Genomic DNA, 24,670 nt, shown 5'->3' with positions numbered 1-24,670 from the left:
CCGGCGGTCTTCGTCTTCAGTAGCGCATGAAGTCGGGGCTGGCGAGCAGCAGCGCCACCTGGGCGGCCGCGCTTTCGCCTTGCAGCGCGCTGCGCGTGCGCATGCCGACGCTGCGCCCCAGGGTGTCGAGCAGGCGCTGCGGGTCGGGCCGCGGCCGTCCCTCGCTGAGCCGGCTGGCCAGCTGCACGCGCAGAGTCAGCGCCTCGGGGCTGGTCCAGGCGGCGGCGGTGTTCTTGTAGCCGTCCGGCGTCTGCGCGCCGTACAGCGGCATACCGGCCTGTGCCAACCAGGGCAGCAGCGCAAGGGGTTCGGCCAGCGGCAGTTCCAGGGCGCGCACGGCCGACAGCAGATAGCGATACGGCGACTTGAACTTGGCGCCCAGGGCCTCACGGCTCCAGAACTCCGGCGCTTCCAGCAGCTGGCGCATCAGGGCGCGCAGATCGCCCTGGGTCTGCAGGAAATGCGCGGCGAGCCGCTGCACCAGGGCGGGCGGGGGCTGGTCCGCCACAAAGGCCTGCGCGAGCTTGAAGGCGATATGCCGGGCGGTGGCAGGGTGCTGGGCGAGGTGGTCCAGGGCCAGTTCGCCCTCGGCCTGCCCGGTTGCGGCGATGCGCAGGCCCAGCCAATGCTTCTCGGCCCAGTCATGGCGGCGCGCCTCGAAGTGGAACAACAGCGTGTCGGCCTTGCCGCGCTGCAGCGGTGCCAGGGTCCAGCCCGTCAGGATGCGGGCGAGTTCGCGCACGTCCTGCTGGCTGTAGCCCCCGTCCACGCCGAGCGTGTGCAGCTCCATCAGTTCACGCGCGTAGTTCTCGTTCAGTCCGGTGGCGCGGCCGCCGCCACGCGCATGCACGCCTTCCGCCACGCTTTGCGCGTTGTCCAGATAGAGCAGCATGGCGGGGTGCTTGGCACAGGCGCCCAGCATGTCGCGGAAGCGGCCGAACACATGCGGGCGTATCACCTCGCGCTCGAAGGCGCCGACGTAGACGCTCACCGGCCCCTTGCCCGCAAACACATTGAAGTGGTTGAACCAGAAGTCCACCAGTACCTCGTACAGCGCCGCCGGGCTGGCGGCCGCGCGCAGCAGACGCTGGCTGGCAGCCTCGGTCAGCACCGGGCGAACCAGCTCGCGCCGCGCGTTCGCCGCCGCCTGCGCATCAGCCGCGTTGGCCGCCTTCGCCGCCTTGTTGGCCTGCTGGGCCGCGCGCCAGCGCTGGCCCAGCTGGGCCTGGCTTTCTCCCAGGGTGCCGAATGCGGCGAGCCGGGCCGCGAGCGACTCCGGCAGCACGGGCGGCGGGTCTTGCAGCTGGGTTTGCAGGAAGTCGGCCAACCAGGCCTCGGCGCCGCGCGCCTGCAGGGTAGCGGCATCCAGCGGACGCGCACCAAAGCTGAGCCGAGCCAGGGCGTGCTGGGCACGCTCCTCGGGGCTCAGGGGGGCGCTGCCTTCGGCGGCCCAGATGGGTTGCACGGCCAGGGCAGCCAGCGATTGCAGACAGTGGCGACGGTTGAGCATGCGCGGGGCCTCCATGGACGGGCAGCATGCCTGCGATGCTGGCCGCTGATTTGTCGCCCAGGTAAAGAAGCGTGCCGGTGGGCCGCAGATATAATCCCGCGGTTTTGCGCCTGCCCAAGGGGCAGGCCTTCCCTTTTCCATCGCCGACGCCAACGAGGATTTCATGAGCGGAACTCACGACCACGACGCCCCGCACGAAGGACCGATCAAGACGCCCAAGCAGCTGATCTGGGCCGTGTTCTTTGCCTTTGTGGTGCCCATCATCGTGATCGTGATGCTGGCCAACTACGTCAGCACCGATGTCAAGCCGGCCGCCGGCAGTGTCGGCCTGGAAGAGCAGGCCGTGGCCGCGCGCATCCAGCCGGTGGGCGCGATCGAGATCAAGGACGCCGCCAACCCCGGCGCGATGAAGACCGGCGAGCAGGTGTTCCAGGCCCAGTGCTCGGCCTGCCACGCCACCGGCGCCGCCGGCGCACCCAAGCTGGCCGATGCGGCCGCCTGGGGCCCGCGCGTGAAGAACGGTTTCGAAGCCCTCTTGAACTCGGCCCTCAAGGGCAAGGGCAATATGGGTGCCCAGGGCGGCGGCGATCACAGCGATTTCGAGATCGCACGTGCCGTGGTCTATATGGCCAACCAGGGGGGTGCCAAGTTCGACGAACCCAAGGCACCTGCCGCAGCCGCATCGGCCGCCGCGAACTGATCAGGCATCGCAAGATCAGCACAAACCGCCCGGGCGTCGAGCCCCGGCGGTTTTTTTATTGCGGCCGGGGTTGGCGCTGAAAGCCAAAGCGCGCCGGCAGCTCGGCGGCCAGGATGTCCTGGGGTGTCCACAGACCCTGCTCCACCGCGTCGGCCGCGGTCTCCATGTCCAGGCTATGCACCAGGCCGGCGCCGATGTCGCTGTCCAGGTAGAGCCGACCCAGCTCGTCCAGCCAGGCGCTGCGGAACTGGGCCGCGCGGCCGGTGTGGCTGTGGATCACCGGCGCGCCGCTGCCGGCCGTGAGGCGCCAGATCCAGGGCGTGGCCTCGAGTTCCAGGTAGACGCGCTGCGGCCCGTTCTGGAAGAACCAGGCGCCCTGTGCATCGGCCTCGTAGTTGCGTTCGATGAACTCGCGCAGCTTCTCGTGATTGACGCGGCTGCCCTTGACCTGCGGGAAGGGGCCGGCGGCCTGGATGCGCTCGTCGCGCATATACCAGTCGCCGCGCGCGTCCAGCGCCAGCCAGCCGTAGCAATGCGGGACATTGGGCCACTTCTTGAGGGCGGCCTTGACGATGGGATCCATGGGCCGAGTCTAGACCGTCGCTAGAGCGCCTGCGCCAGCCAGGCGCAGACCTGCTGCGGCATGCTCATCACATGGCCGGGTAGCTTGCCGGCGGCGAAGCCCACATGGCCGCCATGCTCGGGCTGCCACAGCGTCACATAGGGCCCGGTCTCATGCTCGCGCGGCAGGCAGGCGGCCGGCACAAAGGGGTCGTTGCGCGCGTTCAGCACCAGGGCCGGGATGCGGATGCGCGCCAGGTGCGGCTTGCTGGAGGCGCGCAGCCAATAGTCCTCGGTGTCGCGAAAGCCGTGCAGCGGCGCGGTGAAGACATTGTCGAACTCGTACAGGTCGCGCGCGCGCAGCAGGCGCTCGGCATCGAACAGGCCCGGGTGCTGCTTGAGCTTGCGCATGGCCTTGGGCACCATGGTGCGCAGAAACATGCGCGTGTAGACCTGGCGGCTGAAACCCTGGCCGATGGCGCGGCCCGAGGCTGCCAGGTCCAGCGGCGAGCAGATCGAGCAGACCGCGCGCGCGGTGGCTGCGGCGCTCTGGCCGTGCTCCTCGGCCCAGCGCAGCAGGGCATTGCCGCCCAGCGAGACGCCGGCGGCCAGCACCGGCCCGTCGTGCAGCTCCTTGAAGCGTGCCAGCATCCAGCCGACCTCTTCGAAGTCGCCCGAGTGGTAGGCGCGCGGCGCCAGGTTCAGCTCGCCCGAACAGCCGCGGAAATGCGGCATCGCAAAGGCCCAGCCACGCTGGCGCGCCACCGCGGCGAAGGCCTGCGAGTAATGGCTTTGCGAGCTGCCCTCCAGGCCGTGGAACAGCACCAGCAGCGGCGCCATGCTGCCGCGCCCGCCTATGCCTTCACCGAAGCGGCTTTCCTGGAACTCGGGCTGGCGCTTGGTGAACATGTCGTGCGACATCCACGCCGGCGTCTCCAGCCAATCCACGTCGATGAAATCGGCATCCGGCGTGGTCCAGCGCTCGCGCCGGAATTTCAGCGGCAGCCCCTGATGGCGGCGTGCAAACAGCGCCGGCCAGATCGTCTGGGCATGGCCGCCGGGCAGCCATGAGGGCGCTTGGTACTGCATGATGACGCGCTCAGTGTAGGGTAGCCGGCTCTTCAACCACCTCTTGTATGTCATGCGCGGTACCGGGGCTGGCATGGTGCACCACCATGCGCCAGCCCATGGCGGTTTTCAGGTAAACATTGGTTGAAATGACCCAGGCGCTTTGCTGCCCCTCGGCGCCCTGCACCAGCACGCGCTCGAGCACCTGGTGGATGGCGGTATCGCCGCTCACCATGCGGCGCACGCGCTCGGGATGCACGGCGATGGCGCCCTGCTGGAACACCGCCTCGAAGGCCGCGCGGATCGCGCCCAGGCCCACCACGCGCGGGCCGCCGGGATGCACGCAGGAGACCTCGTCCTCGTCGGCCCAGACTTCCATCAGGCGGTCCAGGTCGGCGCCCTGCAGGGCTTCGTAGAACTGCTGCTCGGTGTCCTCGGGCGAGGACAGCAGCGCGGCGGCCTGGGCTTTGGGACGGTGCATCACGGCCTCAGTGCGCGGCGTGCAACTGCTCGCCCGCCTTGAGCCTGTAGACCGTGCCGCAATACGGGCATTTGCCGCCACCCTCGTGGCTGACGTCAACGAACACGCGCGGATGCGTGCTCCACAGCGGCATGGCGGGGTTGGGGCAGGCCACCACGCCGCCGCCTTGCACGTCCTTGGCCAGCACTTCAACAATGCTTTTGTCAGTCATGTCTTGCTTTCTCAGACCAGGCTCAACCAGTGAGCGTATTTAGGGTTGCGGCCATTGACGATGTCAAAAAAGGCCGATTGGATCTTCTCGGTGATGGGGCCGCGCGAGCCGGTACCCAGTTCCACCCGATCCAGCTCGCGGATCGGCGTGACCTCGGCGGCGGTGCCGGTGAAGAAGGCCTCGTCGCTGATATAGACCTCGTCGCGCGTGATGCGCTTTTCCACCAGCTTCAGGCCCAGGTCCTGGCAGATGTGGAAGATGGTGTTGCGGGTGATGCCGTTGAGCGCGCCGGCCGAGAGGTCGGGGGTGTAGACCACGCCGCCCTTGATGACGAAGAGGTTCTCGCCCGCGCCCTCGGAGACGAAGCCCGAGGCATCCAGCAGCATGGCCTCGTCATAGCCGTCCTCGGTGGCCTCCATATTCGCCAGGATGGAGTTGGTGTAGTTGCTCACCGCCTTGGCCTGGGTCATGGTGATGTTGACATGGTGGCGGGTGTAGCTGCTGGTCTTGACGCGGATGCCGCGCCGCATGCCTTCCTCGCCCAGGTAGGCGCCCCATGCCCAGGCCGCCACCATCAGGTGGATCTTGTTGCCCTTGGGGCTGACGCCCAGCTTCTCGGAGCCTATCCAGGTCAGCGGGCGCAGATAGCAGCTTTCCAGCTGGTTCTCGCGCACCACCTGCTTCTGGGCCTCCTCCACCTCTCGAAGAGTGAACGGGATCTTCATGCGCAGGATCTTGGCGCTGTTGAAGAGGCGTTCGGTGTGCTCGCGCAGGCGGAAGATGGCCGTGCCCTTGTCGGTCTTGTAGGCGCGCACGCCCTCGAAGGCGCCGCAGCCGTAATGCAGGGTATGGCTCAGCACATGGATCTTGGCCTCGCGCCAGTCCACCAACTGGCCGTCCATCCAGATCTTGCCATCGCGGTCGTCGAGGGACATGGGGATTCCTTGGCTTGGGAAGACGAGTCCTCGATTCTATGCAAGCGCCAGCCTCAATAGGATTCCGTGACGCATCTCACATGGGTCGCGACGGCATGTCGCCGCGGTATGCACAGACCCCCGCGATTGCGGGAGTTCTGCCGCGACGACCCATGGGCCTGGCCCCTACATTCGCGTTAACCCTGAAACGACAGATAGACAGACCACCATGATCTTCCGCGCCCTCAGCACCCTGGCCCTCGCCGCTTCCGCACTTGCCGGCAATGCCTGGGCCAAGCCCGCTCCCGCAGCCGTGCAGCCGGCCGCCTGCGGCGCGACGTCGATGACCTTTGTCGATTGCGCCGGCTCCTTCTCCGGCAATCTGACGGGCGCGCTGAGCCAGTCGCAGATCGACGTCATCAACGCCAAGTTTGGCGACAACGGCTTTCACTACAGCTCGGCCAGCATGGTCTACAGCAAGTCCGACGCCATCGGCAACGGTGTGTTCGCCGATGATGGCAAGGACTTCAGCCTCAATTTCGACCAGGGCCTGGTGGCCAAGGGCTTGTTCGTGATCGGGCTCAAGCAGGCCAGCAGCTATAGCTTCTACCTGATCGACGGCGGCAGCCAGGGGCTCAGCAGCTTCAACATCGACGTCAAGGGCGTGGTCAACGGTGCCCAGCAGAGCGGCCTGTCGCATGCGGTCTACATCGGCAACGCGCTGGCGCCGGTGCCCGAGCCGCAGAGCTATGCGCTGATGCTGGCCGGCCTGTGCGCCGTGGGCTTCATCGCCAAGCGCCGCGCGCAGCGCTGATCATCAGGAATCCGCGGGGCGCTGCAGCCGCCAGGACTGCACCTGGCCCTGCTGCATCTGCACCTCCACGCTGACACCGCCAGCGTCGGTCCAGACATAGGTCTCGGCCCGGCCTTCGAACTTGCGGCCCAGGCTGCGCGTCAGCGGGATCAGCTCCATCAGCCGCATGCCGGGCCTGAGCCTGGCATTCAGCATCACCGCGCTGTCCACATGGCCTACCGGTGAGCTGTTGGCCATGCGCATCACCCGCATCAGCCGGGTGAATTGCATCAGCAGCCAGAACATCAGCGCGCTCAGCGCCAGGATCACGCCCTTCCAGCCATAGAGCAGGCCGCCCACGATCAGCGCTGCCAAGGCCAGCGCTCCGCCTATCCACTTGTTCATGGCGGGATGCTAATGGCTCGTCATCTGCTTGGCGTATTCTTTGGCTCTTCCCGGAGGGCTGGCAGCGATGAGCAGGCGCGGCTTCAAAATGCACATGGCGGGTTTGGCGGGCCTGTTGCTGAGCGCCGCCCTCTTGCTCGCCCATGCCGGCGAGGGCCCTGACTGTTCGCGCGCCCTGACCCTGGCCCTGCACGACCATGGCCTGCTCTATTCGGCCGAGACCTCGACCGGCATCGACAAGGACATCGCGGACGAGCTGGTGCGTCGCAGCGGCTGCCGCCTGCATGTGTCGCTGATGCCGCGCGCGCGCATCTGGCAGCTGATCGAATCGGGCGGCCTGGACTTCAGCCTCTCCGGCATCACCAGCCCCGAACGTGACAAGTTCGCCGCCTTCGCCTGGTATTTCAGCAACAAGTACTACCTGCTGGTGCGGCGCGATGCGCAGCTGCAGCGCGTCGAGGATTTCGAGCGCAACCCGGCCCTCAAGCTGGGCGTGATACGCGCCTTCCGCTACAGCGATAGCGCCAACCGGCTGGTGAGCCGCCTGACCGAACAGCAGCGCGTGATCCAGTCCTCCGGCCTCTCGGCCCTGTTCGCGGCGCTGGGCAGCGGCCAGATCCAGGCCATGATCATCGAGCCCTTCGATTACCCGACGCTGGACTCGGCGCGCATCCGCGAGTTCAGCCAGATCCTCGAGTTCGGCGACAAGCCGATGCCGCACGGCCTCATCATGTCGCGCGCCAGCCTCAGCGAGGCAGAGCAGGGCAAGTGGCGCGCCCTGGTGGAGAGCATGCTGCGCGACGGCACGGTGCAGCGCATCTTCGAGAAATACTTCAAGCCCGACCTGGCGCGCGCCATGGTCAGCTTCTGATGCCGGCCATGGCCTCCGGATCGCCAAACTTCCCGCGCTGGTTGAGCGGCCGCGCCCTGCCGCTGCTGGTGATGGCCGCCGGGCTGGCCCTGAGTCTGGGCCTGTGGCAGCACGAGCATGCCGAGGCACAGGCGGGTTTGCGGCTGGGTTTCGATGCCAGCCTGCACGAGGCCAGCCTGCGCGTGGAGCAGCGCATGGCCGCGCACGAGTTGCTGCTGCAAGGCGTGCAGGGCTTTCTGCACGCCCATGGCTCGCAGGATCGCCTGCACCTGTATGTGGATGCGCTGCCGCTGGGCGCCGATTTCGCCGGCCTGCAGGGCCTGGGCCTGGCCGAATGGCGCGCCGCGCCGGGGCGGGCACCGCTGACCCTGCTGGAGCCCGGCGTGCGCCGCAACCTGGCGGCCCTGGGCGTGGACCTGATGGCCGACGCGCTGATACGGCCGGCGCTGGAGTTGGCGCGCGATTCAGGCCGCATGGCGCTCAGCGATCGCTTTGATCTGCAAGGCATCAGGCTGGGCAAGCAGGTCGGCTTCCTGGCCCTGCTGCCGGTCTATGCGCCGAGACTCGCGCCCCAGAGCGTGGAGGAGCGTCGTGCCGCGCTGCGCGCCTGGGTGGTGGCGCCGGTGGCCATGTCCGAGCTGATGGCCAGCCTGTATGGCGAACTGGCGCCGGGGCTGCGGCTGGAGCTGTTCAGCGGCACCGAGCCGCGCGCCGCGCAGCGCCTGTTTGCCTCCGAGCGCCGGCCGGCCGGCGCGACGCTGATGCAGGGCCAGGAGTACCTGGTGCTGGGCGGCCAGACCTGGACCCTGCTGCTGCAGGCGGATGGCGCTTTTGCGCCAGCCCAAGGGCTGCAGGAAGCGCAGCAGCTGCTGGTGGCGGGTGTGCTGGTCTCCTTGCTGCTGAGCCTGCTGGCCTGGGCCCTGGGCAGCTCGCGCGAGCGCGCCCATGCGCTGGCACAGGACATGACGGCGGCCCTGCGCCGCAGCGAGCAGCGCTGGGCCTTTGCGCTGGAGGGCGCCGGCGACGGCATCTGGGATTGGGAGATACCCAGCCAGAAGCTCAGCACCTCGCAACGCTGGAAGTCCATCATGAAGCTGCCGCAGGCGTCGGGCGAACCGAATATGAACCAGCTACTGGCCTGCATTCACGGCGACGACCAGGTGCGCGTGCAGGCCGAGTTCCAGCATTGCCTGGACGGGCTGGTGCCGGCGGTGGCGCTGGAGTACCGCATCGCCGATGGCCAGGGCGGCTGGCGCTGGGTGCTGACGCGCGGCACCGTGGTGGAGCGCGATGCCCAGCAAGGCCCGCTGCGCATGCTTGGCACGCTCTCCGACATCCAGGCGCGCCGCGAGTCCGAGGAGCGCGTGCGCTTCATGGCCAGCCACGATCCGCTCACCGAACTGGCGAACCGCGCGCATTTCCAGGAGCGCATGGCCTATAGCCTCGCGAACGCGCGCCGCTATCACGAGACCCTGGGCCTGATCCTGCTGGACCTGGATCGCTTCAAACCCATCAACGACCAGTTCGGCCATGCGGTGGGCGACCAGTTGCTGCAGGCAGTCGCCAAGCGCCTGAAGAACGCGGTGCGCGAGACCGATACGGTGGGTCGCATCGGTGGCGACGAATTCGTGGTGCTGCTCACCGGCCCGGTGACGCGCGAATCCGCCCAGGTGGTGGCCGACAAGATCTTCAACCAGCTGGCCATGCCGATGGAGATCGCCGGCCTGCACCTGGAGCTGACCTGCTCGCTGGGCCTGGCGATCTATCCCGAGGACGGGCAGGACGAGCTCGGCCTCACCAAGGCCGCCGACGATGCCATGTACCGCAACAAGCGCGCCGGCCGCGCCTGGATGGGCAGCGGCGAGCTCAGAGGCCCCTGATGATGGCGATGGCCTCCTCGATGCGTTCCACGGCGTGCACGGTGAGCCCCTCGATGGCCTTCTTGGGCGCGTTCGCCCTGGGCACCACCGCCACGCTGAAGCCCAGCTTGGCGGCCTCCTTGAGGCGCTCCTGACCGCGCGGCGCCGGCCGCACCTCGCCCGCCAGCCCGACCTCGCCAAAGGCGATGAAGCCCTTGGGCAGGGGCTTGCCGCGCAAGGAACTCTGGATCGCCAGCATCACCGCCAGGTCGGCGGCGGGCTCGCTGATGCGCACCCCGCCCACCGCGTTGACGAACACGTCCTGGTCGTTGGTCATCACCCCGGCATGGCGGTGCAGCACCGCCAAGAGCATCGCCAGGCGGTCGCGCTCCAGGCCCACCGAGAGCCGCCGTGGGCTCGGGCCGCCGCCGTCCACCAGGGCCTGCAGCTCCACCAGCAGCGGGCGCGTGCCCTCCAGCGTCACCAGCACGCAGCTGCCCGGCACCGGCTCGCCATGGGTGGAGAGAAAGATCGCACTCGGGTTGGCCACGCCCTTGAGCCCTTTGTCGGTCATCGCGAACACGCCGATCTCGTTGACCGCGCCAAAGCGGTTCTTGATCGCGCGCACCAGGCGAAAGCTGCTGTGCGTGTCGCCCTCGAAATACAGCACCGTGTCGACGATGTGCTCCAGCACGCGCGGGCCGGCCAGTGCACCCTCCTTGGTCACATGGCCCACCAGCACCATCGCGGAGCCCCCGGCCTTGGCGGTGCGCGTCAACTGGGCTGCGCATTCGCGCACCTGGGCCACCGAGCCGGGCGCCGAGCTGAGCTGTTCGGAATACATGGTCTGGATCGAGTCGATCACCACAAAGCCCGGCTGCTCGCTCGCGATGGTGGCGAGGATCTTCTCCAGGCTGATCTCGGCCAGCACGCGCACCTGGGTACCTGCCAGGCCCAGCCGCCGTGCACGCATCGCTACCTGCGCGCCCGACTCCTCGCCGGTGACGTACAGGACCTTGAGCTGCTGCGAGAGCGCATCCACCGCCTGCAGCAGCAGGGTCGATTTGCCTATGCCCGGGTCTCCGCCTATCAGCACCACGCCGCCGGCCACGATGCCGCCGCCAAGCACGCGGTCCAGTTCCTCCTGCCCGGTGGGCGTGCGCTCGAAGTCGCTCGCCTCGATCTCGCTCAGCGTCGCTACCGGCTGGCTCTTGGCGAGCGACTGGTAACGGTTCTTGGCAGCGCCGGAGCCGCTGGGTTCGGCGACCGACTCGACCAGGGTGTTCCACTCGCCGCAATGCGGGCATTTGCCCAGCCATTTGGCATTCGTGCCGCCGCACTCGCTGCAGGTGTAGATCGATTTTTGTTCTTTGGCCATGGGCGGGATTGTGGCCCGCCTCGTCTCAATCGCTCGCCAGCATGCGTTCGATGCGCCGATCCGGCAGCAGCCACATCAGGGCCACGCCCACATAGATCAGCTGGGCCAGCCATTCGCCCACAAAGGCCAGCGGCAGCGCCAGCAGATAGAGCAGCAGCGAGAGCTTGCCCTTCAGATCGCCCCCCACCGCGCGGGCCAGCAGCGAGTTCTGTTCGCCTTCGGCGCGGATGAGCGCATGCTGCAGCAGCCAATAGGCCAGCGCCGCCATCAGCAGCACCACGCCGTAGAGGGCGGTGGGCAGGGGCTTGAAATGGTTTTCGCCCATCCAGCCGGTCACGAAGGGCAGCAGCGAGAGCCAGAACAGCAGATGCAGATTGGTCCACAGTGCCGCACCGCTGACGCGTTTGGCGGCATGCAGCATATGGTGGTGGTTGTTCCAGTAAATGCCCACATAGACAAAGCTCAGCACATAGCTCAGCAGCACCGGCAAGAGCGGCGCGAGCGCCTCCAGCGTGTCGCCATGCGGCACCTTGAGTTCCAGCACCATGATGGTCAGCACGATGGCCAGCACGCCATCGCTGAAGGCTTCGAGACGGTTTTTGTTCATGTGCCTGGATTTCTGTCAATAACGGTAGCAATGATCGGGCTGGGCGTTGCCGCCTATCGGTATGACATGGTAGGCGGCCAGCGTGGCGCCAGGGTAGGGGCCTTTCTGGCATTGCGCCACCGCCTCGTAGCTGGCCTCTATGCCTTGCTCCAAAATGCCTTGGCGGGGCGTGAACCGGAGCCGGTTTGCCACGCCGCCGGGGCGGGAATCGGCAGGCCGGGCCTGGCTTGGTGGTTGAACTGGCATGCGCAGATTCAGCGGCGCTTGCTCGGTCTGCGCCAGGGCAGGCAGGGCCAGAAGCAGGGGCGGCAGGGCCATCGAGGCCAGCTGGCGGCTGCGCAGCTTGAGCTTTGTGAAATGCAAATCGTATGAGGTCCAGATACGCATGCTTGCGCCAGCGGCTTAGAGCGTCTTGAGCCCATCTTAGGCGGAGCCACGGGGTGCCGATGGGCATGCCGGCCGCGCGCGTGCTACAACCCATCCCTGCAGTTTTGGAGTCGCGCGTCATGGAATTTTCAATCTGGCTGGCGTTCTTCGCCGCATCCTGGGCCATCAGCCTGTCGCCCGGCGCTGGCGCCATCGCCGCCATGAGTTCCGGGCTCAACCATGGCTTCAGGCTCGGCTACTTCACCACCTTCGGCCTGATCCTTGGCATCCTGACCCAGATCGTGCTGGTGGGCGCCGGCCTGGGGGCGCTGATCGCGGCCTCCAGCCTGGGCTTTGCCATCGTCAAATGGCTGGGCGTGGCCTATCTGGCCTATCTGGGCGTGCAGCAGTGGCGCGCCCCGGCCAAGCCGCTGGTGGCCGAGAGCGCCGATGGTGGCCTGGTGACGCGCCGCCAGCTGGTGTTGCGCGGCTGGGCCATCAATGCGGTGAATCCCAAGGGCACGGTGTTTCTGCTCGCCGTGGTACCGCAGTTCCTGGATCTGCATGCCAGCCTGGCACAGCAATACCTGGTGATTGGCGCCACCCTGTGCTTCACCGATCTGGTGGTGATGGCGGGCTACACCGTGCTGGCTGCGCGCGTGCTGTCGGCGCTGCGCTCGGAGCGGCATCTGAAGCTAATGAACCGGACCTTCGGTTCGCTCTTCATCGCCGCCGGCGCGCTGCTGGCTACCTTCAAGCGCGCGGCCTGAGCGCTCTCCCGCTTTTTCAGGGCCGCCCGGCAGCGTCCGGGCGGCTTTTGTTTTCCTGGCGCATCCGATGTCCAAAATCTCCGACCGCTGGCTGTTCTGGGGCCCCACGCTGATCTGGGCCAGCACCTGGCATGTGATCCTCTACCAACTCGCGAGCGGCGTGCCGGTGCTCAACTCGGTGGCCTGGCGCTTTGCCATCGCGGCCCTGCTACTGGCCGGCCTGGCGCTGGCGCGCGGCGAGGCGCTGCTGCGCATGCCGCGCTCGGCACATGCGCTCATGCTGGCCACCGGCATCGTGCAGTACAGCGGCAACTATGTCTCGGTCTACGAGGCCGAGCGCCACATCCCCAGCGGCCTGGTGGCGGTGCTGTTCTGCCTGATGGTGTTCATCAACGCCATCAGTGGGCGCTTCTTCTTCGGCCAGACCGTGACACGGCGCTTTCTGCTCTGCGCCAGCGGCGGAGTACTTGGCGTGGTGCTGATCTTCTGGCCCGAGATTGCCGCCACCGGGGCGCGCCCCACCGCGGCACTTGGCCTGGGCCTGGGCCTGCTGGCGGTGCTGGCCGCCTGCATCGGCAATGTGCTGACGCTCACGCTCACGCGCCGCGGCCTCGCCTTGGTGCCGGTGCTGGCCTGGAGCATGGGCTATGGCGCGCTGTTCCTGGTGGGCGCCTCGCTGGCCAGCGGCCAGGGCCTGCATTTCGACACCGGCCCGGCCTATCTGGCGAGCCTGGCCTATCTGGCCCTGGCCGGTTCGGTGACGGCCTTCGTGCTGTACTTCAAGCTGGCCCAGCGCCAGGGGCCGGCACGCGCGGCGCTTACCGGCGTCGTCATTCCGGTGATTGCGCTGCTGATCTCCGCCACCCTGGAGGCTTATGTGCCTTCCCTGCTGTCGGTGGCTGGCATGGCGCTGTGCCTGGGTAGCATCTACCTGGCGACACGGCCGAGTTGAACAGCGTCGGACGGCGTTCGGGCAGCGCCTGCCGGCTTTCGTCGCATGGCGCTACCGCGCGGCGCGTGGCCTGCCTAGCATGGCGGCATTCAGCGGCTTCGAAACCTATGCCAATGCTTGCGCGTCTTTTGTCCGCTCTGTTGATACTTGCCCTGCCGATGGCGCCGGCCACGGCGGCCGACCCGCTGCTCGTCGAGCGCATCGACCTGGGCGATAACGGCCCCGACACACAGGCCTACAACCTGCAGGAGCATGGCGCGCTGCGCGTGTTCGCGCGCTCGGCGGCCGGCTTCAGGCGCTCGCAGATCTTCTGGCAGCGCCGCGGCGCGGACGGCACCTGGCAGGCGCCCGAGCCCCTGCCGTTTGCCGATGCGCGCTGGCGCGATTCCGACCCCCATCTGGCGGGCGACGGCAAGACCCTGAGCTTCATCTCCGATCGCCCCGGCGCTGGCGAGCAGGCCGGCGGCCAGCTCGATCTGTTCGAGGCCCATCTGCTGGATGCCGCCGCGGGGCGCTGGAGCGCACCGCGCCGCCTGCCCGAGCCGCTGCAAAGCCCCGCCTATGAGCTGGGCCCCGAGCGCCATGGCGAACGCCTCTACTTCGCCTCCTACCGCGCCGGCGGGCCGGGCAAGTTGGCTGTCTACCAGGCCGACCAGGAGACCGAGCCACCGCAGGCCCTGCCGGCGCCCATCAACGAGGGCGAGGCCAACAGCGACTTCACGCTCAGCCCGGATGGCCGCCATGCGCTGTGGTGGAGCAGCCGCGCCGGCGCCGAGGGCGGCGGCGACCTCTACCTGGCCGAGCGCGTGGGCGAGCAGTTCGGCCCGGCGCTGCGCCTGCCCGCGCCCATCAACGGGCCGGGTTTCGAATTCACGCCCTCGGTGAGCGCGGACGGCCGCTGGCTGATGTTTGCGTCCACCCGCGAGGCGCCCGGTTCAGCCCAAGGGCTGGCGCATATGTACCGCGTCAGCTGGCCGGCGCTGCTGCGGGCCCTGGGCCCGCAGGCGCAGGCCTACAGCCAGGCCAGCCTGGCGGCGCGGGTGAGCGAGCTTTGGCAGGCCCTGGGCCATCAGGCGGGACAGGGCGCTGACGTGGCGCGCATGGCGGCGCTGCTGCATCCGCAGGCGCGCGTCTGGGGTCAGCAGCTGAATGCCGGCGCCAGCCGGCTGGATCTGCGCAGCTGGTCGGCCGAGGCCTTCCTGGCCACCCTGCGCGAGCCCGCACCGCGCGCCCTGCATGAATGCGAGATCCATCGCGAGCTGCGCCGCTATGCCGGCCAGGCCGAGGTCTACAGCGTGGTGGAAACGCGCCGCGATCCCGCGCGCGCCGAGGCCGAGTTCGTGGGCGTCAACAGCAGCCAGTGGCAGCTGGGCCCGCAGGGCTGGCAGCTGCTCTCGCTGCACTACGCGCTGGAGCTGCCGGGCGAGGCATTGCCCGCCCACGCGGGGCGCAGCGGGCAATGCCTGGACTAGGGCTTAGGGCTTTCCGCTCGCCAGCAGCGCCTCCAACTGGTCCATCGCGCGGTTCATGCGGCGCAGCAGCGCGCGGTAGGGCTCGGGCGAGGCCAGGTCCAGGCCGGCGGCGCGCGTCAGCGGGTAGGGGTCGGCCGAGCTGCCCGCCTTCAGCAGGGTGAAGTAGCGCTCGCGCAGCGCCAGGTCGCCCTTGGCCAAGCCTTCGGCGAAGAAGGCCGCGGCGCTCACGCAGGTGGCGTACTGGTAGACGTAGAAGTCGCGGTAGAAATGCGGGATGTAGGCCCACTCGACGCCGAACAGATCGTCGATCTTCACCACGCCCTGGTCGTGGCCGTGGTAGCGCTTCAGCAGGTTCAGGTAGATCTTGCTGAGGCCCTCGCCGGTGATGGGCTCGCCCTTCTCGGCGGCCTCGTGCGCGGCCAGCTCGAACTCGGCAAACATGGCCTGGCGGAAGAAGGTGGTGCGCAGGTTGTCGAGCTGCTGGCTCAATGCGAACACCTTCTCGTCGCGCGTCTTGGCGTTGGCCACCATGTAGTCGGCCAGCAGCAGCTCGTTGGCGGTGGAGGGGATCTCGGCGATGAAGGTGGCGTAGCCCGAGTTCTCGTAGGGCTGCGAGTTGGAATACACCGAATGCATCGCATGACCCCATTCATGCGCCAGCGTGGAGACGCTGTTGTAGTCCTGGTTGAAGCTCATCAGGAGATAGGGGTGCACGTCGTAGGCCGAGCCGTTCATATAGGCGCCCGAGCGCTTGCCGCGCTGCGGCACCGAGTGCATCCAGTGCTGCTTGAAGGCAGCCCCCAGCTGACCCACATAGTCGGCGCCCAGTGGCTGCAGGGCGGCCAGCGTGAGCGCCTCGGCCTCGGCCTGGCTGTAGCTGCCCGAGGGCTTGGCCAGGGGCACGTACATGTCCTGGTAGCCGGCCTGCTTCAGGTTCAACACCTTGCTGCGCAGCTTCAGATAGCGGTGCAGGGTGGGCAGGCCGGCATTCGCCTCCTGCACCAGGCTGCGGTAGACCGCCTCAGGGATGTCGTACTCGCCCTGGGCCAGGGCCACGCTGCTCGGGTACTTGCGGGCGCGCGCGGTGAACACCGTGCCCTTCAGATTGGCCGCGTAGGTGGCGCCTATGGTGCGCTCATAGGCCTTGAAGACCGGCCAGAAGGCCTCGAACACCTGCTTGCGGATCTTGGGGTCAGGGTCGCTCCGGTAGGCCACATAGGTTTCCTGATCCAGCACCAGTTGCTTGCCGCGGATGGTGATCTTGGGCCAGGGCAGGTCGGCGTTGGTGAGCAGGGAGTAGATCTGGCCGGGCTGCTGCATGGCCTCGGCGGCGCTGGCCAGCAGCGCCTCTTCCTTGGGGCTGAGCGTGTGCTCGGCCAGGCGCAGCATCGTCTTCAGGTTCTGGCCATGCTTGGCCAGGCCGGGCTCGGCGGCGATGAAGGCCTCCACTTTGGCGCGGCCGATCGCCGCCACCTCGGCGTTCACAAAGGAGATCGCCTCGCCGAACTGGTTGTCCAGCGAATCGGCCAGCTGGCGACGCGCCTGGTTCTCGGTGATCTGGGTGTTCTCGTCGGCCTTCATGCTGGCATAGGACGAGAGCCGGTTGATGCGTCGGCGCAGCGCCGAGATCTGGTCCAGACCGGTCAGCATGGCCCGGGCGCTGGTGCCCAGCGCGCCCTCTAGCGCCTTCAGCTTGGGCAGTTCGGCGGCCAGCGCCTGGCGCTCGGTCTCCCAGGCGGCGTCGCTGGGGTAGAGCTGGCCCAGGTCCCAGACCTGATTACTCGGCTTGCTGGCGGCGGGGCCGGCCGCGGTGGCGGTAGCGGCGGCGGCAGTGATTGGCAGCGACGCGCCCAGGGTAAGGGCGGCGGCCAGGGCGAGGGTGGAGAGGCGCATGGGTTGTGCTCCGAAGAGGGACCGATCAAATTTTTCTGTAAGCGCGCAAGGCTACCCGCGCGCGGGCCTGGTGCTGAAAGTTGGTGGGGCGTTTACGTGTATTCCCCTACGCGGGCGATCGGGCGGGGCGCCGGACTGGGCCGCCTACGTGCTGGACATGTGCCTGGACCAGGTGCGATTCATGTCGGCTCTGCTTGCCATAGGGCAGATGAAGGCACGCATAGCGGCTTGCCGGCGCTTCTACTTCCCCGCGCTGTGGCCCAAGGCGGAGGCCGATGCTGCCGGCACATAGGGGGCAAGCCCTGGGACTTCGGGCGTTAGCCTGCAATGACCGCCGCTGCCGAGGCGCGCCGTTCGACCGCAACCGCAGCCGCATGCGGGCCGCCGCCGATACTGCCGCTGCGCCCCAGCTTCAGCACCTCGGCCTGCCAGGGCAGGGCGTTGACGATGTTGTTCAGGTGCAGCAGCGCCTGGCCCTGGGGCAGGCGCAGGTCGTCGGTGCCGACCAGGCATGCATTCGAGCGTATCTGCATCGGGTCTGCCAATGCCACCACCTCGCGCCCCATGCGCAACCAGGCCCAGGCGATGCCCACGCGCTGCTGGCTGGCGCCCAGCTGCGCACCCCAGAGCGTGACGCCCGACACAAGCCTGTCGTTTGCCTCGCTCACCGATGATTTCAAATGCCGCAGGTGCGAGCACCACGCAGCGCGCGCGTCGCCTTCCAGCCGGAGTGCTCGCCACGCGTCAATAATATGGAAGACGCTTTCGGTTTCCCGGTCCCTTGACATCCTTGTTGTCGTTGTCGTCATCGTCATCATCGGTCGCCCCCCTGCGCATGTGTCATGGTGCTTGCAGTCTCGATGCGCAGGGCGCGCCCAACAACCTAGCAACCCTGCCAAGTCGGTCGCGTCTTTTTTGTTCATCACACTCAACGCATGCGCCTACAGGACTACTTTGATGTGAGCCAGTCGACGGACATCCAGGCGCTGGAAGCGAACCTGGTGGCCTTCGCGAATCACATGGATTTCGGTCTGGTATCGGCCGTGCTGATGCATGGCGACCTGCAGTCCCCGGACGTGCGCGTGCGCTCGGTGAGCAATACGCCGCAGGCGTTTATCGAGATATCCAAGAGCATCGACCAGGCGCGCGCAGATCCCGTCATGCAGCGCCTGATGGCGATGAGCGTTCCCTTCATCTACGACCAGCGCCTTTACGTTGAGAGCGGCACCGCCGATGTGTGGGAGACGCAGGCGCCCTATGGTTATTGCACGGGCATTGCGGTGGGGCTGCACTTGCCAAACAGTCAGCACTTTCTACTGGGGGTTGACCGGCCCAAACGCTTGCCTCGCAGCGAGGCACAGCTCACCCGCATGCTGGCCGACATTCAGTTGCTGGCGGTCCATGCACAGGACGCCGCCCAGCGTCTGCTTGGCCCGTCCGTGTTGGCAGCGGCTGAGATGCCCAGCCTGACGGCGCGCGAACTGGAATGCCTGAAATGGACCATGGAGGGCAAGAGCGCCTGGGCCGTGGGGCAGATCCTGGCCATCAGCTCGTCCGCGGTGAACTTCCATATCCAGAACGCGATGCGCAAGCTGGGGGTGAGCAGCAAGCATTCCGCGGTGCTGAAGTGCGTCAGCCTGGGAATCCTTTGAAGTCAGTCAAGTAGCCTGTGGTGAGCCGGCTTACAAGCTAGTGACCTTGATAGGTTACGAAGCGGCGGACTCTGCGGGACAGTTCATGCACCGCTTGAACTACCCTGAATGGAGCCCACCATGTCCTTCTTTGACCTGTTGCTCGAAGCCCTTGGCTTGCCGAAGACTGGCGGTTGACTGCCAGCTGGCCCGGGCCATCACTCCTCGGGCACAAAAATCCACAGCAGCAGATAGGCCAGCACGCCGGTTCCGGCGCAGACGGCCATCAGCACAAAGGCCAGGCGCCAGATCCAGGATTCCAGCCCGGTGAGGCGCCCGAGGCCGGCGCAGACGCCACCCAGCCAGCGGTCGCTGCGGCTGCGGCGAAACGAGTTCACGGCCGCGCCCGACACATAGCCGGGTGCATCGCCGCTGGCGCCGCCACCGCTACCGTCATCCAGCACGCGTGCCTTGGCCTTGGCGTATTCGGCATCGCTCAGCTGCCCGTTGCGGTGCAGCTCGGCCAGGCGTTCCAGCTCGTTGCTCATGGACATGATGATGAAGCTCCTCTCCAGTTTCCGGTTGCTTGTGCACAGGTGACAGCTTGCCACGCCTGCACCTGCACTTGCACCATATGGCGCTGATGCCGCGCAAGCCAGGCCGGCGCGACCAACTGCAGCCCCGCTCGCACAGGGGGTAGAAACCCGGGGTCATAGCGCCGGTTTGGCGCGCCCGGCCTTGACGCTGCTGCGCAGGCTCTTGCCCTCCAGGCGGCGTTGCTTGGAGCCCCAGGTGGGCTTGGTGGGGCGGCGCGCCTTGGGCGTGTGGGCCACGCTTTGCACCAGCTCGATCAGGCGCGCCACCGCCTCCTGGCGGTTCTGTTCCTGGCTGCGGCTGTCCTGGGCCTTGATGACGACCACGCCCTCGCCGCTGATGCGCTGATCGGAAAGCTTGAGCAGGCGCTCCTTGATGAGCGCCGGCAGGCTGGAGCGGGCGATGTCGAAGCGCAGGTGGACGGCGCTGCTGACCTTGTTGACGTTCTGGCCGCCGGGGCCGCTGGCGCGGATGAAGCTGAAATCAAGCTCCCAGTCGGCCGGCGTCCAGTCCAGTTTCATTCTTGGTGCTGCACGGTGACGGGCACGCGCCGGGTGATGGCGCACATCAGCTCGTAGCCTATGGTGCCGGCGGCGCGGGCCACCTCGTCGATGGACAGCAGGCTGCCCCTGGGGCCCTGGCCCCAGAGCGTCACCTCGCTGCCGAGGCCGGCGTGGGGCAGGCCGGTGAGGTCCACCGCCAGCATGTCCATCGAGACGCGGCCGACGGTGCGGCTGCGCTGCCCCTCCACCAGCACCGGCGTGCCGCTGCCGGCGTGGCGCGGGTAGCCGTCGGCATAGCCGCAGGCCACCGTGCCGATGCGCATCGGCGCCTCGGCCACGAAGCTGCTGCCGTAGCCCACCGAGTCGCCCGGCTGCAACTGCTGCACGCCGATCACCTTGGCGCGTAGCGTCATGGCGGGCCGGAGGTCCCAATGCGCGGCATCGTGTGCGGGGTAATCGGGCACGCCGCCGTAGCTCATGATGCCGGCGCGCACCCAGTCGGCGCGCACCTCGCCGAGCTGGTTGTAGCGCAGCGTTGCGGCACTGTTTGAAAGCGAGCGCTCACCTGGCAGGTCGGCGGTGGCGGCCTGGAAGGTGGCCACCTGGTGGGCGATGGCGTCCCGGCCGAAACGTTCCTTCGCATCGGCATCGGAGAAATGCGTCATCAGCGAAATCTCGTCCACCTGGGGCAGCGCGTTGAGACGGGTCCAGGCGGCGCGGAAGGCCTGGGGGCTGAAACCCAGGCGGTTCATGCCGCTGTTCATCTTCAGGAACACGCGGTGCGGCTCGTGCGTCTTGTGCATCGCCAGCCAGTCAATCTGCTGCTCGCCATGCACCACATGCCAGAGCTTGAGGCGCGAGCAGAGTTCCAGGTCGCGCGCCTCGAAGCAACCTTCCAGCAGCAGGATGGGGCCACGCCAGTCGAGTTCACGCAGGCGCCGCGCCTCGTCCAGGTCCAGGCAGGCAAAGCCGTCGGCGGCGCGCAGGCCTTCAAAGGCGGCCTCGACGCCATGGCCATAGGCGTTTGCCTTGACGACCGCCCAGACCCGGGCGTCGGGGGCGCAGGCGCGCGCGCGCGCCAGGTTGTGGGCGAGGGCGCTTACATGGATCAGGGCTTCAATCGGGCGTGGCATGGCGGGATTGTGGCATCGGCATCGGCCTGCCTAGCACAGACGCAGGACGGTGACGTCATGCCCCCCAAAGGTGTGCATGCTATAAACCCGCCGCAGTGCTGCCCGCTTGTGATTGACGCCGGGGGCCGGCTACCGATCTCCGCAGTTCCAAGCTTGGGTACATGAAAAAAGGTTTCTACACCATCATGTCGGCGCAGTTTTTCAGCTCGCTGGCTGATAACGCGTTGCTGGTGGGCGCCATTGAGTTACTCAAGTCCTCCGGCGCGCCGGCCTGGCAGGTGCCAGCCCTGGCGCCGATGTTTGCGCTCTTCTATGTGATCCTGGCGCCCCTGGTGGGCGCTTTTGCCGACGCCGCGCCCAAGGGCCGGGTGATGTTCTATTCAAACAGCATCAAGGTGCTGGGCTGTCTGATGATGCTGTTTGGCGGCCATCCGCTCCTGGCCTATGCCATCGTGGGCCTGGGCGCGGCGGCCTATTCGCCCGCCAAGTACGGCATCCTGACCGAGCTGCTGCCGCCCTCGCAGCTGGTGAAGGCGAATGGTTGGATCGAGGGCCTGACGGTGGGCTCCATCATCATGGGCGTGCTGCTGGGTGGCCAGTTGGTGGGGCCGCGCCTCTCGCACCTGCTGCTGGGCTTCGATTTCCCCTTTGTTGACACCGGCGTGGACACCGCGCCCGAGGCCGCCATTGCCTCCATGATCGTGCTCTACATCATCGCGGCGCTGTTCAATCTGCGCATCCCGCGTACCGAGGCGCCGTTGCAGCCCATGAGCGCCAACGCGCTGGAGCTGGTGCGCGACTTCAGCCAGTGCAATGCGCGGCTGTGGAGCGACAAGCTGGGCCAGATCTCGCTGGCCTCCACTACCCTGGTGTGGGGCGTGTCGGGCAATATGCGCGTGATCGTGTTCCCCTGGGCGGCCGCGGCGCTGGGCTACAGCACCACGCAGGCGTCGTCGCTGGCGGGCGTGGTGGTGATAGGCACGGCGGTGAGCGCGGTGGTGGCTTCGATGATGATGCGGCTGGACCGCGCCACCAACCTGATCCCGCTGGGCATCGCCATGGGCCTCCTGATGCTGGGCCTGAACTTCATCACCAATCTGTATCTGGCGATTCCCTTCCTGGTGCTGCTGGGCGCCACGGTGGGCTATCTGGTGGTGCCGATGAACGCGCTCTTGCAGCACCGCGGCCACAACCTGATGGGCGCGGGCCGCTCGATCGCGGTGCAGAACTTCAACGAGCAGGCCTGCATCCTGGGGCTGGGCGCCTTCTATACGGCGCTCACCAAGTTCGGCATGTCGGCCTTCGGCGCCATCACCATCTTCGGCCTGGTGGTGGCCGGCTGCATGTGGGCGATCCGCCGCTGGCACCAGAGCAACTGCATCAAGCACCGCGACGAGGTCGAGCGCCTGCTGGCGATCGCCCGCACCGATCAGCATTAGGCCCAAGGGGGCAGGTCTTGCCCCCCGGGCGCCCCGCGCCCTACTTCTGCTTCAGCAGCACCGCCTGGATATGCTCGCTCCAGGCGCGCGCGATCTTGAAGCAGCCGCTGTGGTTGAGGTGGATCTCGTTGTGCCAGTCGCCGCTCACGCCGGTGGCGTCGGGGGCGGCCAGGGCCAGCGGCACGGTGGTGGAATCGAACACATGCAGGCCGGGGAAGTTTTCCTTGTCGGCCGCCATGCTCTTGAGCAGCTGGGCCAGGTGCGAGACCATCAGCCGGGCCACCGCCAGCCAGTCGGCCGCCGGGATCGCATAGGCCTTGAGCGTCGGGTAGAGCCAGGGGCCCGAGGTCTCGCCGCCGGCCGGGCGTGGCTTGGGCACCGCATAGCAGTGCATGAAGACCGGGCGGCCGGCCGAGGGGCCCTGGTCGCGCAGCGTCAGCAGATGCCGGACGTTGGTGCGGAGATACTCGGCATAGGTGGCCCAGCCGGGCTCGGAGAAATAGCGCGCCACGCCCTGCGAGGGCGGGCCCCATTCGGTCTGGCGGCGCAGCAGGCGCAGGTGCAGGGCCACGTCTTGCCCGTCGGGCGTATGGGGGGGGGTCTGGGCCGCCTCGATCAGGTCGTTACCACCCACCGAGAGCAGGATGCCGCTCCAGGGCGACCGCGTGGCGTCGGTGAGCAGCCGCACGAAGTCGGGCGCCGCCTCCAGGTCCACCATATGCGCCAGCGCGTCGCTCTGGCCGGCGCAGTTCACCGCCACGGTAGGCTCGGCAAACATCAGTTCCTGCAGCAGATTGGCGTGCGCGTTCAGTTTCGCCGAGGCGTTGGAGAACCAGGAATCCCCTTGCGCCAGCAAACGCCAGCGGTACGCGCCGAGATCGGGCGCGGCGGCGGACAACAGATCCGCGGGGGTATGGCAGGCCAAGTGGTCCAAGAGCAGCTCTCCCTAGGTCGTGCGTGCAAGACGTCAAACAAGTACGGCAGGTGGATGAACAGGGCGGTCCAGCACGGCGCCCCGATTGGACTGCCACGCCCCATGGGAGCGCCATGCTATAAACCCTGGGCATTGTTGGCTGGCTCGTGCAGGATTAGCCAGTCCCTTTTGTGAGTTACCCGGCTGTTTTTTGCGGGTTGTTGCGGCGAGCCAACCGGGCCGGCGCCCTGATCTGTGTTTGCGCCGATGCCGTATCTTGGATTGATCTTCAACGCCCTGGTCTGGGGCCTGTCGTGGTGGCCGTTCCGGCAGTTCCAGGCAGCCGGCATGCACCCGCTGTGGACCACGGTGCTGCTGTACACGCTCAGCTGGCTGGTGATCTGCATTGCCAACCGCGACGCCTGGCGCGAGTTCCTCGCCAGCCCCGCGCTGTGGGTCGTGATGCTGGCCGCGGGCGCCACCAATACCTTTTTCAACTGGGGCGTGGCCACCGGCGATGTGGTGCGGGTGGTGCTGCTGTTCTATCTGATGCCGCTGTGGGCGGTGCTGCTGGCACGCCTGATCCTGGGCGAGCATCTCACCCGGCTGGCGCTCGTGCGCATGGCCCTGGCCCTGGGCGGCGCGGCCACCATGCTGGCGCCGGCCGAGGGCGGCATGCCCTGGCCGGCCAGCCTGGCCGACTGGCTGGGCCTGGTGGGCGGCATGAGCTTTGCGCTCAACAACGTGATGCTGCGCCGCGAGGCCGCGCGCGGCGCCCATGCGCGCGCCCTGGCCATGTTCAGCGGCGGCGTGCTGGTGGCGGGCGCCGCGGCCAGCCTGATGGTGAGCCAGGGCCTGGCGGCCTGGCCCAGCCTGCCCGGGCCGATCTGGCTGCTGCCGCTGGCCGGCATGGCGCTGCTGTTCTTTGGCTCCAACCTCTCGCTGCAGTACGGCGCGGCACGCCTGCCGGCCAACGTCACCGCCATCGTGATGCTGATCGAGGTGCCGGCGGCGGCCATCTCGGCCCTGCTCTGGGGTGGCGGATCGCTGGACGCCAAGACCACCATCGGTGGCCTGTGCATCGTGGCCGCGGCCCTGCTCTCAGCATTGGAAGGCCGCAAAAGCTAATATCTGCGCTCCTCAACCGGGAGCAAAACATATGGCCCAAAGCGTCTACGACTTCAGCGCCCTCTCCATCACCGGCCAGCGCGCCGATCTGGCGAGCCAGCGCGGCAAGGTATTGCTGATCGTCAACACCGCCAGCGCCTGCGGCTTCACGCCCCAGTTCAAGGGCCTGGAGCAGCTCTGGAAGGACTATGCCGGGCAGGGCCTGGTGGTGGTGGGCTTCCCCAGCAACGAGTTCGGCGCCCAGGACCCCGGCAGCAACGACGAGATCGCCTCCTTCTGCGAGCTCAACTACGGCGTGAGCTTCCCGATGATGGCCAAGGTCGAGGTGAACGGCGCCAAGGCGCATCCGCTGTGGCAATGGCTCAAGGGCGAAAAGCCCGGCATCCTCGGCACCGAGGGCATCAAGTGGAACTTCACCAAGTTCCTGGTCGGTCGCGACGGCCAGGTGCTCAAGCGCTATGCGCCCAACGACGAGCCAGAGAAGCTGCGCAGGGACATCGAGAAGGCCCTCAAGGCCA

Annotated in this window: 27 protein-coding genes; 11 read left to right on the top strand and 16 right to left on the bottom strand. The window is 67.6% G+C overall.

The genetic code is table 11. From position 1 onward, the window contains the following. Window positions 1-16: 16 nt before the first annotated feature. The gene (locus WG898_RS20880; RefSeq protein WP_339604709.1) at window positions 17-1,510 is read right to left on the bottom strand and encodes a DUF1800 domain-containing protein; all 1,494 of its coding nucleotides are present in this window, start codon (window positions 1,508-1,510) and stop codon (window positions 17-19) included. A 163-nt stretch (window positions 1,511-1,673) separates the two neighbouring features. Between WG898_RS20880 and WG898_RS20875 the strand changes: the two genes are divergently transcribed. Beyond that, window positions 1,674-2,210 (top strand): c-type cytochrome, encoded by a 537-nt coding sequence (locus WG898_RS20875; RefSeq protein WP_339604708.1) that lies wholly within the window; start codon window positions 1,674-1,676, stop codon window positions 2,208-2,210. 55 nt (window positions 2,211-2,265) lie between these two features. Here the strand turns inward: WG898_RS20875 and WG898_RS20870 are convergent, their stop codons facing one another. The 5 genes from WG898_RS20870 to WG898_RS20850 are packed head-to-tail and all read right to left on the bottom strand — an operon-like array spanning window position 2,266 to window position 5,466. Beyond that, the gene (locus WG898_RS20870) at window positions 2,266-2,793 is read right to left on the bottom strand and encodes a DUF2946 family protein (RefSeq protein ID WP_339604707.1); all 528 of its coding nucleotides are present in this window, start codon (window positions 2,791-2,793) and stop codon (window positions 2,266-2,268) included. Window positions 2,794-2,813: 20 nt separating this feature from the next. After that, window positions 2,814-3,860, bottom strand: coding sequence for a YheT family hydrolase (locus WG898_RS20865; protein ID WP_339604706.1), 1,047 nt, complete (start codon window positions 3,858-3,860; stop codon window positions 2,814-2,816). A gap of 10 nt (window positions 3,861-3,870) precedes the next feature. Next, window positions 3,871-4,320 (bottom strand): YybH family protein, encoded by a 450-nt coding sequence (locus WG898_RS20860; RefSeq protein WP_285234698.1) that lies wholly within the window; start codon window positions 4,318-4,320, stop codon window positions 3,871-3,873. A gap of 7 nt (window positions 4,321-4,327) precedes the next feature. Further along, window positions 4,328-4,531, bottom strand: coding sequence for a zinc-finger domain-containing protein (locus tag WG898_RS20855; RefSeq protein WP_339604705.1), 204 nt, complete (start codon window positions 4,529-4,531; stop codon window positions 4,328-4,330). A gap of 11 nt (window positions 4,532-4,542) precedes the next feature. Continuing rightward, the gene (locus WG898_RS20850) at window positions 4,543-5,466 is read right to left on the bottom strand and encodes a branched-chain amino acid transaminase (protein ID WP_339604704.1); all 924 of its coding nucleotides are present in this window, start codon (window positions 5,464-5,466) and stop codon (window positions 4,543-4,545) included. Between the two features lie 208 nt (window positions 5,467-5,674). Between WG898_RS20850 and WG898_RS20845 the strand changes: the two genes are divergently transcribed. Continuing rightward, the gene (locus WG898_RS20845) at window positions 5,675-6,259 is read left to right on the top strand and encodes an FxDxF family PEP-CTERM protein (RefSeq protein WP_339604703.1); all 585 of its coding nucleotides are present in this window, start codon (window positions 5,675-5,677) and stop codon (window positions 6,257-6,259) included. Window positions 6,260-6,262: 3 nt separating this feature from the next. Here WG898_RS20845 and WG898_RS20840 read toward each other — a convergent pair whose 3' ends face one another. Continuing rightward, window positions 6,263-6,643: a hypothetical protein gene (locus WG898_RS20840; protein WP_339604702.1), complete on the bottom strand. Its 381-nt coding sequence runs from the start codon at window positions 6,641-6,643 to the stop codon at window positions 6,263-6,265. Window positions 6,644-6,737: 94 nt separating this feature from the next. Here WG898_RS20840 and WG898_RS20835 point away from each other — a divergent pair, with 94 nt between their 5' ends. Both WG898_RS20835 and WG898_RS20830 read left to right on the top strand, forming a co-directional pair. After that, window positions 6,738-7,514: a substrate-binding periplasmic protein gene (locus tag WG898_RS20835; protein WP_339604701.1), complete on the top strand. Its 777-nt coding sequence runs from the start codon at window positions 6,738-6,740 to the stop codon at window positions 7,512-7,514. A gap of 8 nt (window positions 7,515-7,522) precedes the next feature. Continuing rightward, window positions 7,523-9,394, top strand: coding sequence for a sensor domain-containing diguanylate cyclase (locus WG898_RS20830; RefSeq protein ID WP_339604700.1), 1,872 nt, complete (start codon window positions 7,523-7,525; stop codon window positions 9,392-9,394). Here WG898_RS20830 and radA read toward each other — a convergent pair. The 3 genes from radA to WG898_RS20815 are packed head-to-tail and all read right to left on the bottom strand — an operon-like array spanning window position 9,381 to window position 11,721. After that, entirely contained in the window at window positions 9,381-10,751 is a 1,371-nt protein-coding gene (gene radA / locus WG898_RS20825) for a DNA repair protein RadA (RefSeq protein WP_339604699.1), read from the bottom strand. The genes WG898_RS20830 and radA overlap by 14 nt on opposite strands. A gap of 25 nt (window positions 10,752-10,776) precedes the next feature. Continuing rightward, the gene (locus WG898_RS20820) at window positions 10,777-11,358 is read right to left on the bottom strand and encodes a TMEM175 family protein (protein ID WP_339604698.1); all 582 of its coding nucleotides are present in this window, start codon (window positions 11,356-11,358) and stop codon (window positions 10,777-10,779) included. A gap of 15 nt (window positions 11,359-11,373) precedes the next feature. Next, window positions 11,374-11,721 (bottom strand): hypothetical protein, encoded by a 348-nt coding sequence (locus WG898_RS20815; protein WP_339604697.1) that lies wholly within the window; start codon window positions 11,719-11,721, stop codon window positions 11,374-11,376. A gap of 143 nt (window positions 11,722-11,864) precedes the next feature. Between WG898_RS20815 and WG898_RS20810 the strand changes: the two genes are divergently transcribed. The 3 genes from WG898_RS20810 to WG898_RS20800 all read left to right on the top strand — a co-directional run bounded on the left by WG898_RS20810 (window position 11,865) and on the right by WG898_RS20800 (window position 14,918). Further along, window positions 11,865-12,494: a LysE family transporter gene (locus tag WG898_RS20810; protein WP_339604696.1), complete on the top strand. Its 630-nt coding sequence runs from the start codon at window positions 11,865-11,867 to the stop codon at window positions 12,492-12,494. A gap of 67 nt (window positions 12,495-12,561) precedes the next feature. After that, window positions 12,562-13,446 (top strand): DMT family transporter, encoded by an 885-nt coding sequence (locus tag WG898_RS20805; RefSeq protein WP_339604695.1) that lies wholly within the window; start codon window positions 12,562-12,564, stop codon window positions 13,444-13,446. Between the two features lie 158 nt (window positions 13,447-13,604). Next, on the top strand, window positions 13,605-14,918 hold the full coding sequence (locus tag WG898_RS20800; RefSeq protein WP_339604694.1) for a TolB family protein: 1,314 nt from the start codon (window positions 13,605-13,607) through the stop codon (window positions 14,916-14,918). 3 nt (window positions 14,919-14,921) lie between these two features. On the opposite strand, the gene pepF is transcribed toward WG898_RS20800, so the two are convergent. Together pepF and WG898_RS20790 are read right to left on the bottom strand one after the other, a co-directional pair. Then, entirely contained in the window at window positions 14,922-16,811 is a 1,890-nt protein-coding gene (gene pepF, locus WG898_RS20795) for an oligoendopeptidase F (protein ID WP_339604693.1), read from the bottom strand. A 317-nt stretch (window positions 16,812-17,128) separates the two neighbouring features. Then, entirely contained in the window at window positions 17,129-17,629 is a 501-nt protein-coding gene (locus WG898_RS20790) for a DUF4902 domain-containing protein (RefSeq protein ID WP_339604692.1), read from the bottom strand. Between the two features lie 117 nt (window positions 17,630-17,746). On the opposite strand from WG898_RS20790, the gene WG898_RS20785 reads away from it, so the two are divergent. Further along, on the top strand, window positions 17,747-18,463 hold the full coding sequence (locus WG898_RS20785; RefSeq protein ID WP_339604691.1) for a helix-turn-helix transcriptional regulator: 717 nt from the start codon (window positions 17,747-17,749) through the stop codon (window positions 18,461-18,463). Between the two features lie 197 nt (window positions 18,464-18,660). On the opposite strand, the gene WG898_RS20780 is transcribed toward WG898_RS20785, so the two are convergent. From WG898_RS20780 to alr, 3 genes are all read right to left on the bottom strand, one after another. Next, window positions 18,661-18,996, bottom strand: a complete 336-nt coding sequence (locus WG898_RS20780) for a PspC domain-containing protein (RefSeq protein ID WP_339604690.1) — start codon at window positions 18,994-18,996, stop codon at window positions 18,661-18,663. Window positions 18,997-19,152: 156 nt separating this feature from the next. Further along, window positions 19,153-19,557: an alternative ribosome rescue aminoacyl-tRNA hydrolase ArfB gene (arfB, locus tag WG898_RS20775; RefSeq protein WP_339604689.1), complete on the bottom strand. Its 405-nt coding sequence runs from the start codon at window positions 19,555-19,557 to the stop codon at window positions 19,153-19,155. Next, a complete protein-coding gene (gene alr / locus WG898_RS20770) occupies window positions 19,554-20,672 on the bottom strand; it encodes an alanine racemase (protein ID WP_339604688.1) in 1,119 nt (372 codons plus the stop codon). Before alr ends, arfB begins: the two co-directional genes overlap by 4 nt. 161 nt (window positions 20,673-20,833) lie before the next feature. Here alr and lplT point away from each other — a divergent pair, with 161 nt between their 5' ends. Then, the gene (lplT, locus tag WG898_RS20765; RefSeq protein ID WP_339604687.1) at window positions 20,834-22,111 is read left to right on the top strand and encodes a lysophospholipid transporter LplT; all 1,278 of its coding nucleotides are present in this window, start codon (window positions 20,834-20,836) and stop codon (window positions 22,109-22,111) included. 40 nt (window positions 22,112-22,151) lie between these two features. Here lplT and WG898_RS20760 read toward each other — a convergent pair whose 3' ends face one another. Continuing rightward, window positions 22,152-23,045, bottom strand: coding sequence for a hypothetical protein (locus WG898_RS20760; RefSeq protein ID WP_339604686.1), 894 nt, complete (start codon window positions 23,043-23,045; stop codon window positions 22,152-22,154). A 246-nt stretch (window positions 23,046-23,291) separates the two neighbouring features. Here WG898_RS20760 and WG898_RS20755 point away from each other — a divergent pair, with 246 nt between their 5' ends. Beyond that, window positions 23,292-24,152, top strand: coding sequence for a DMT family transporter (locus WG898_RS20755; protein WP_444718982.1), 861 nt, complete (start codon window positions 23,292-23,294; stop codon window positions 24,150-24,152). Window positions 24,153-24,183: 31 nt separating this feature from the next. Continuing rightward, window positions 24,184-24,670, top strand: a 487-nt coding sequence (locus tag WG898_RS20750) for a glutathione peroxidase (RefSeq protein WP_339604684.1), incomplete at its 3' end; no start/stop codon positions are given.

Source organism: Paucibacter soli (genome assembly GCF_037482845.1).
Classification (GTDB): domain Bacteria; phylum Pseudomonadota; class Gammaproteobacteria; order Burkholderiales; family Burkholderiaceae_C; genus Paucibacter_B; species Paucibacter_B soli.
The sequence above is the reverse complement of the archived record's forward strand: the minus strand, read 5'-3'. Positions and strand labels throughout refer to the sequence as shown.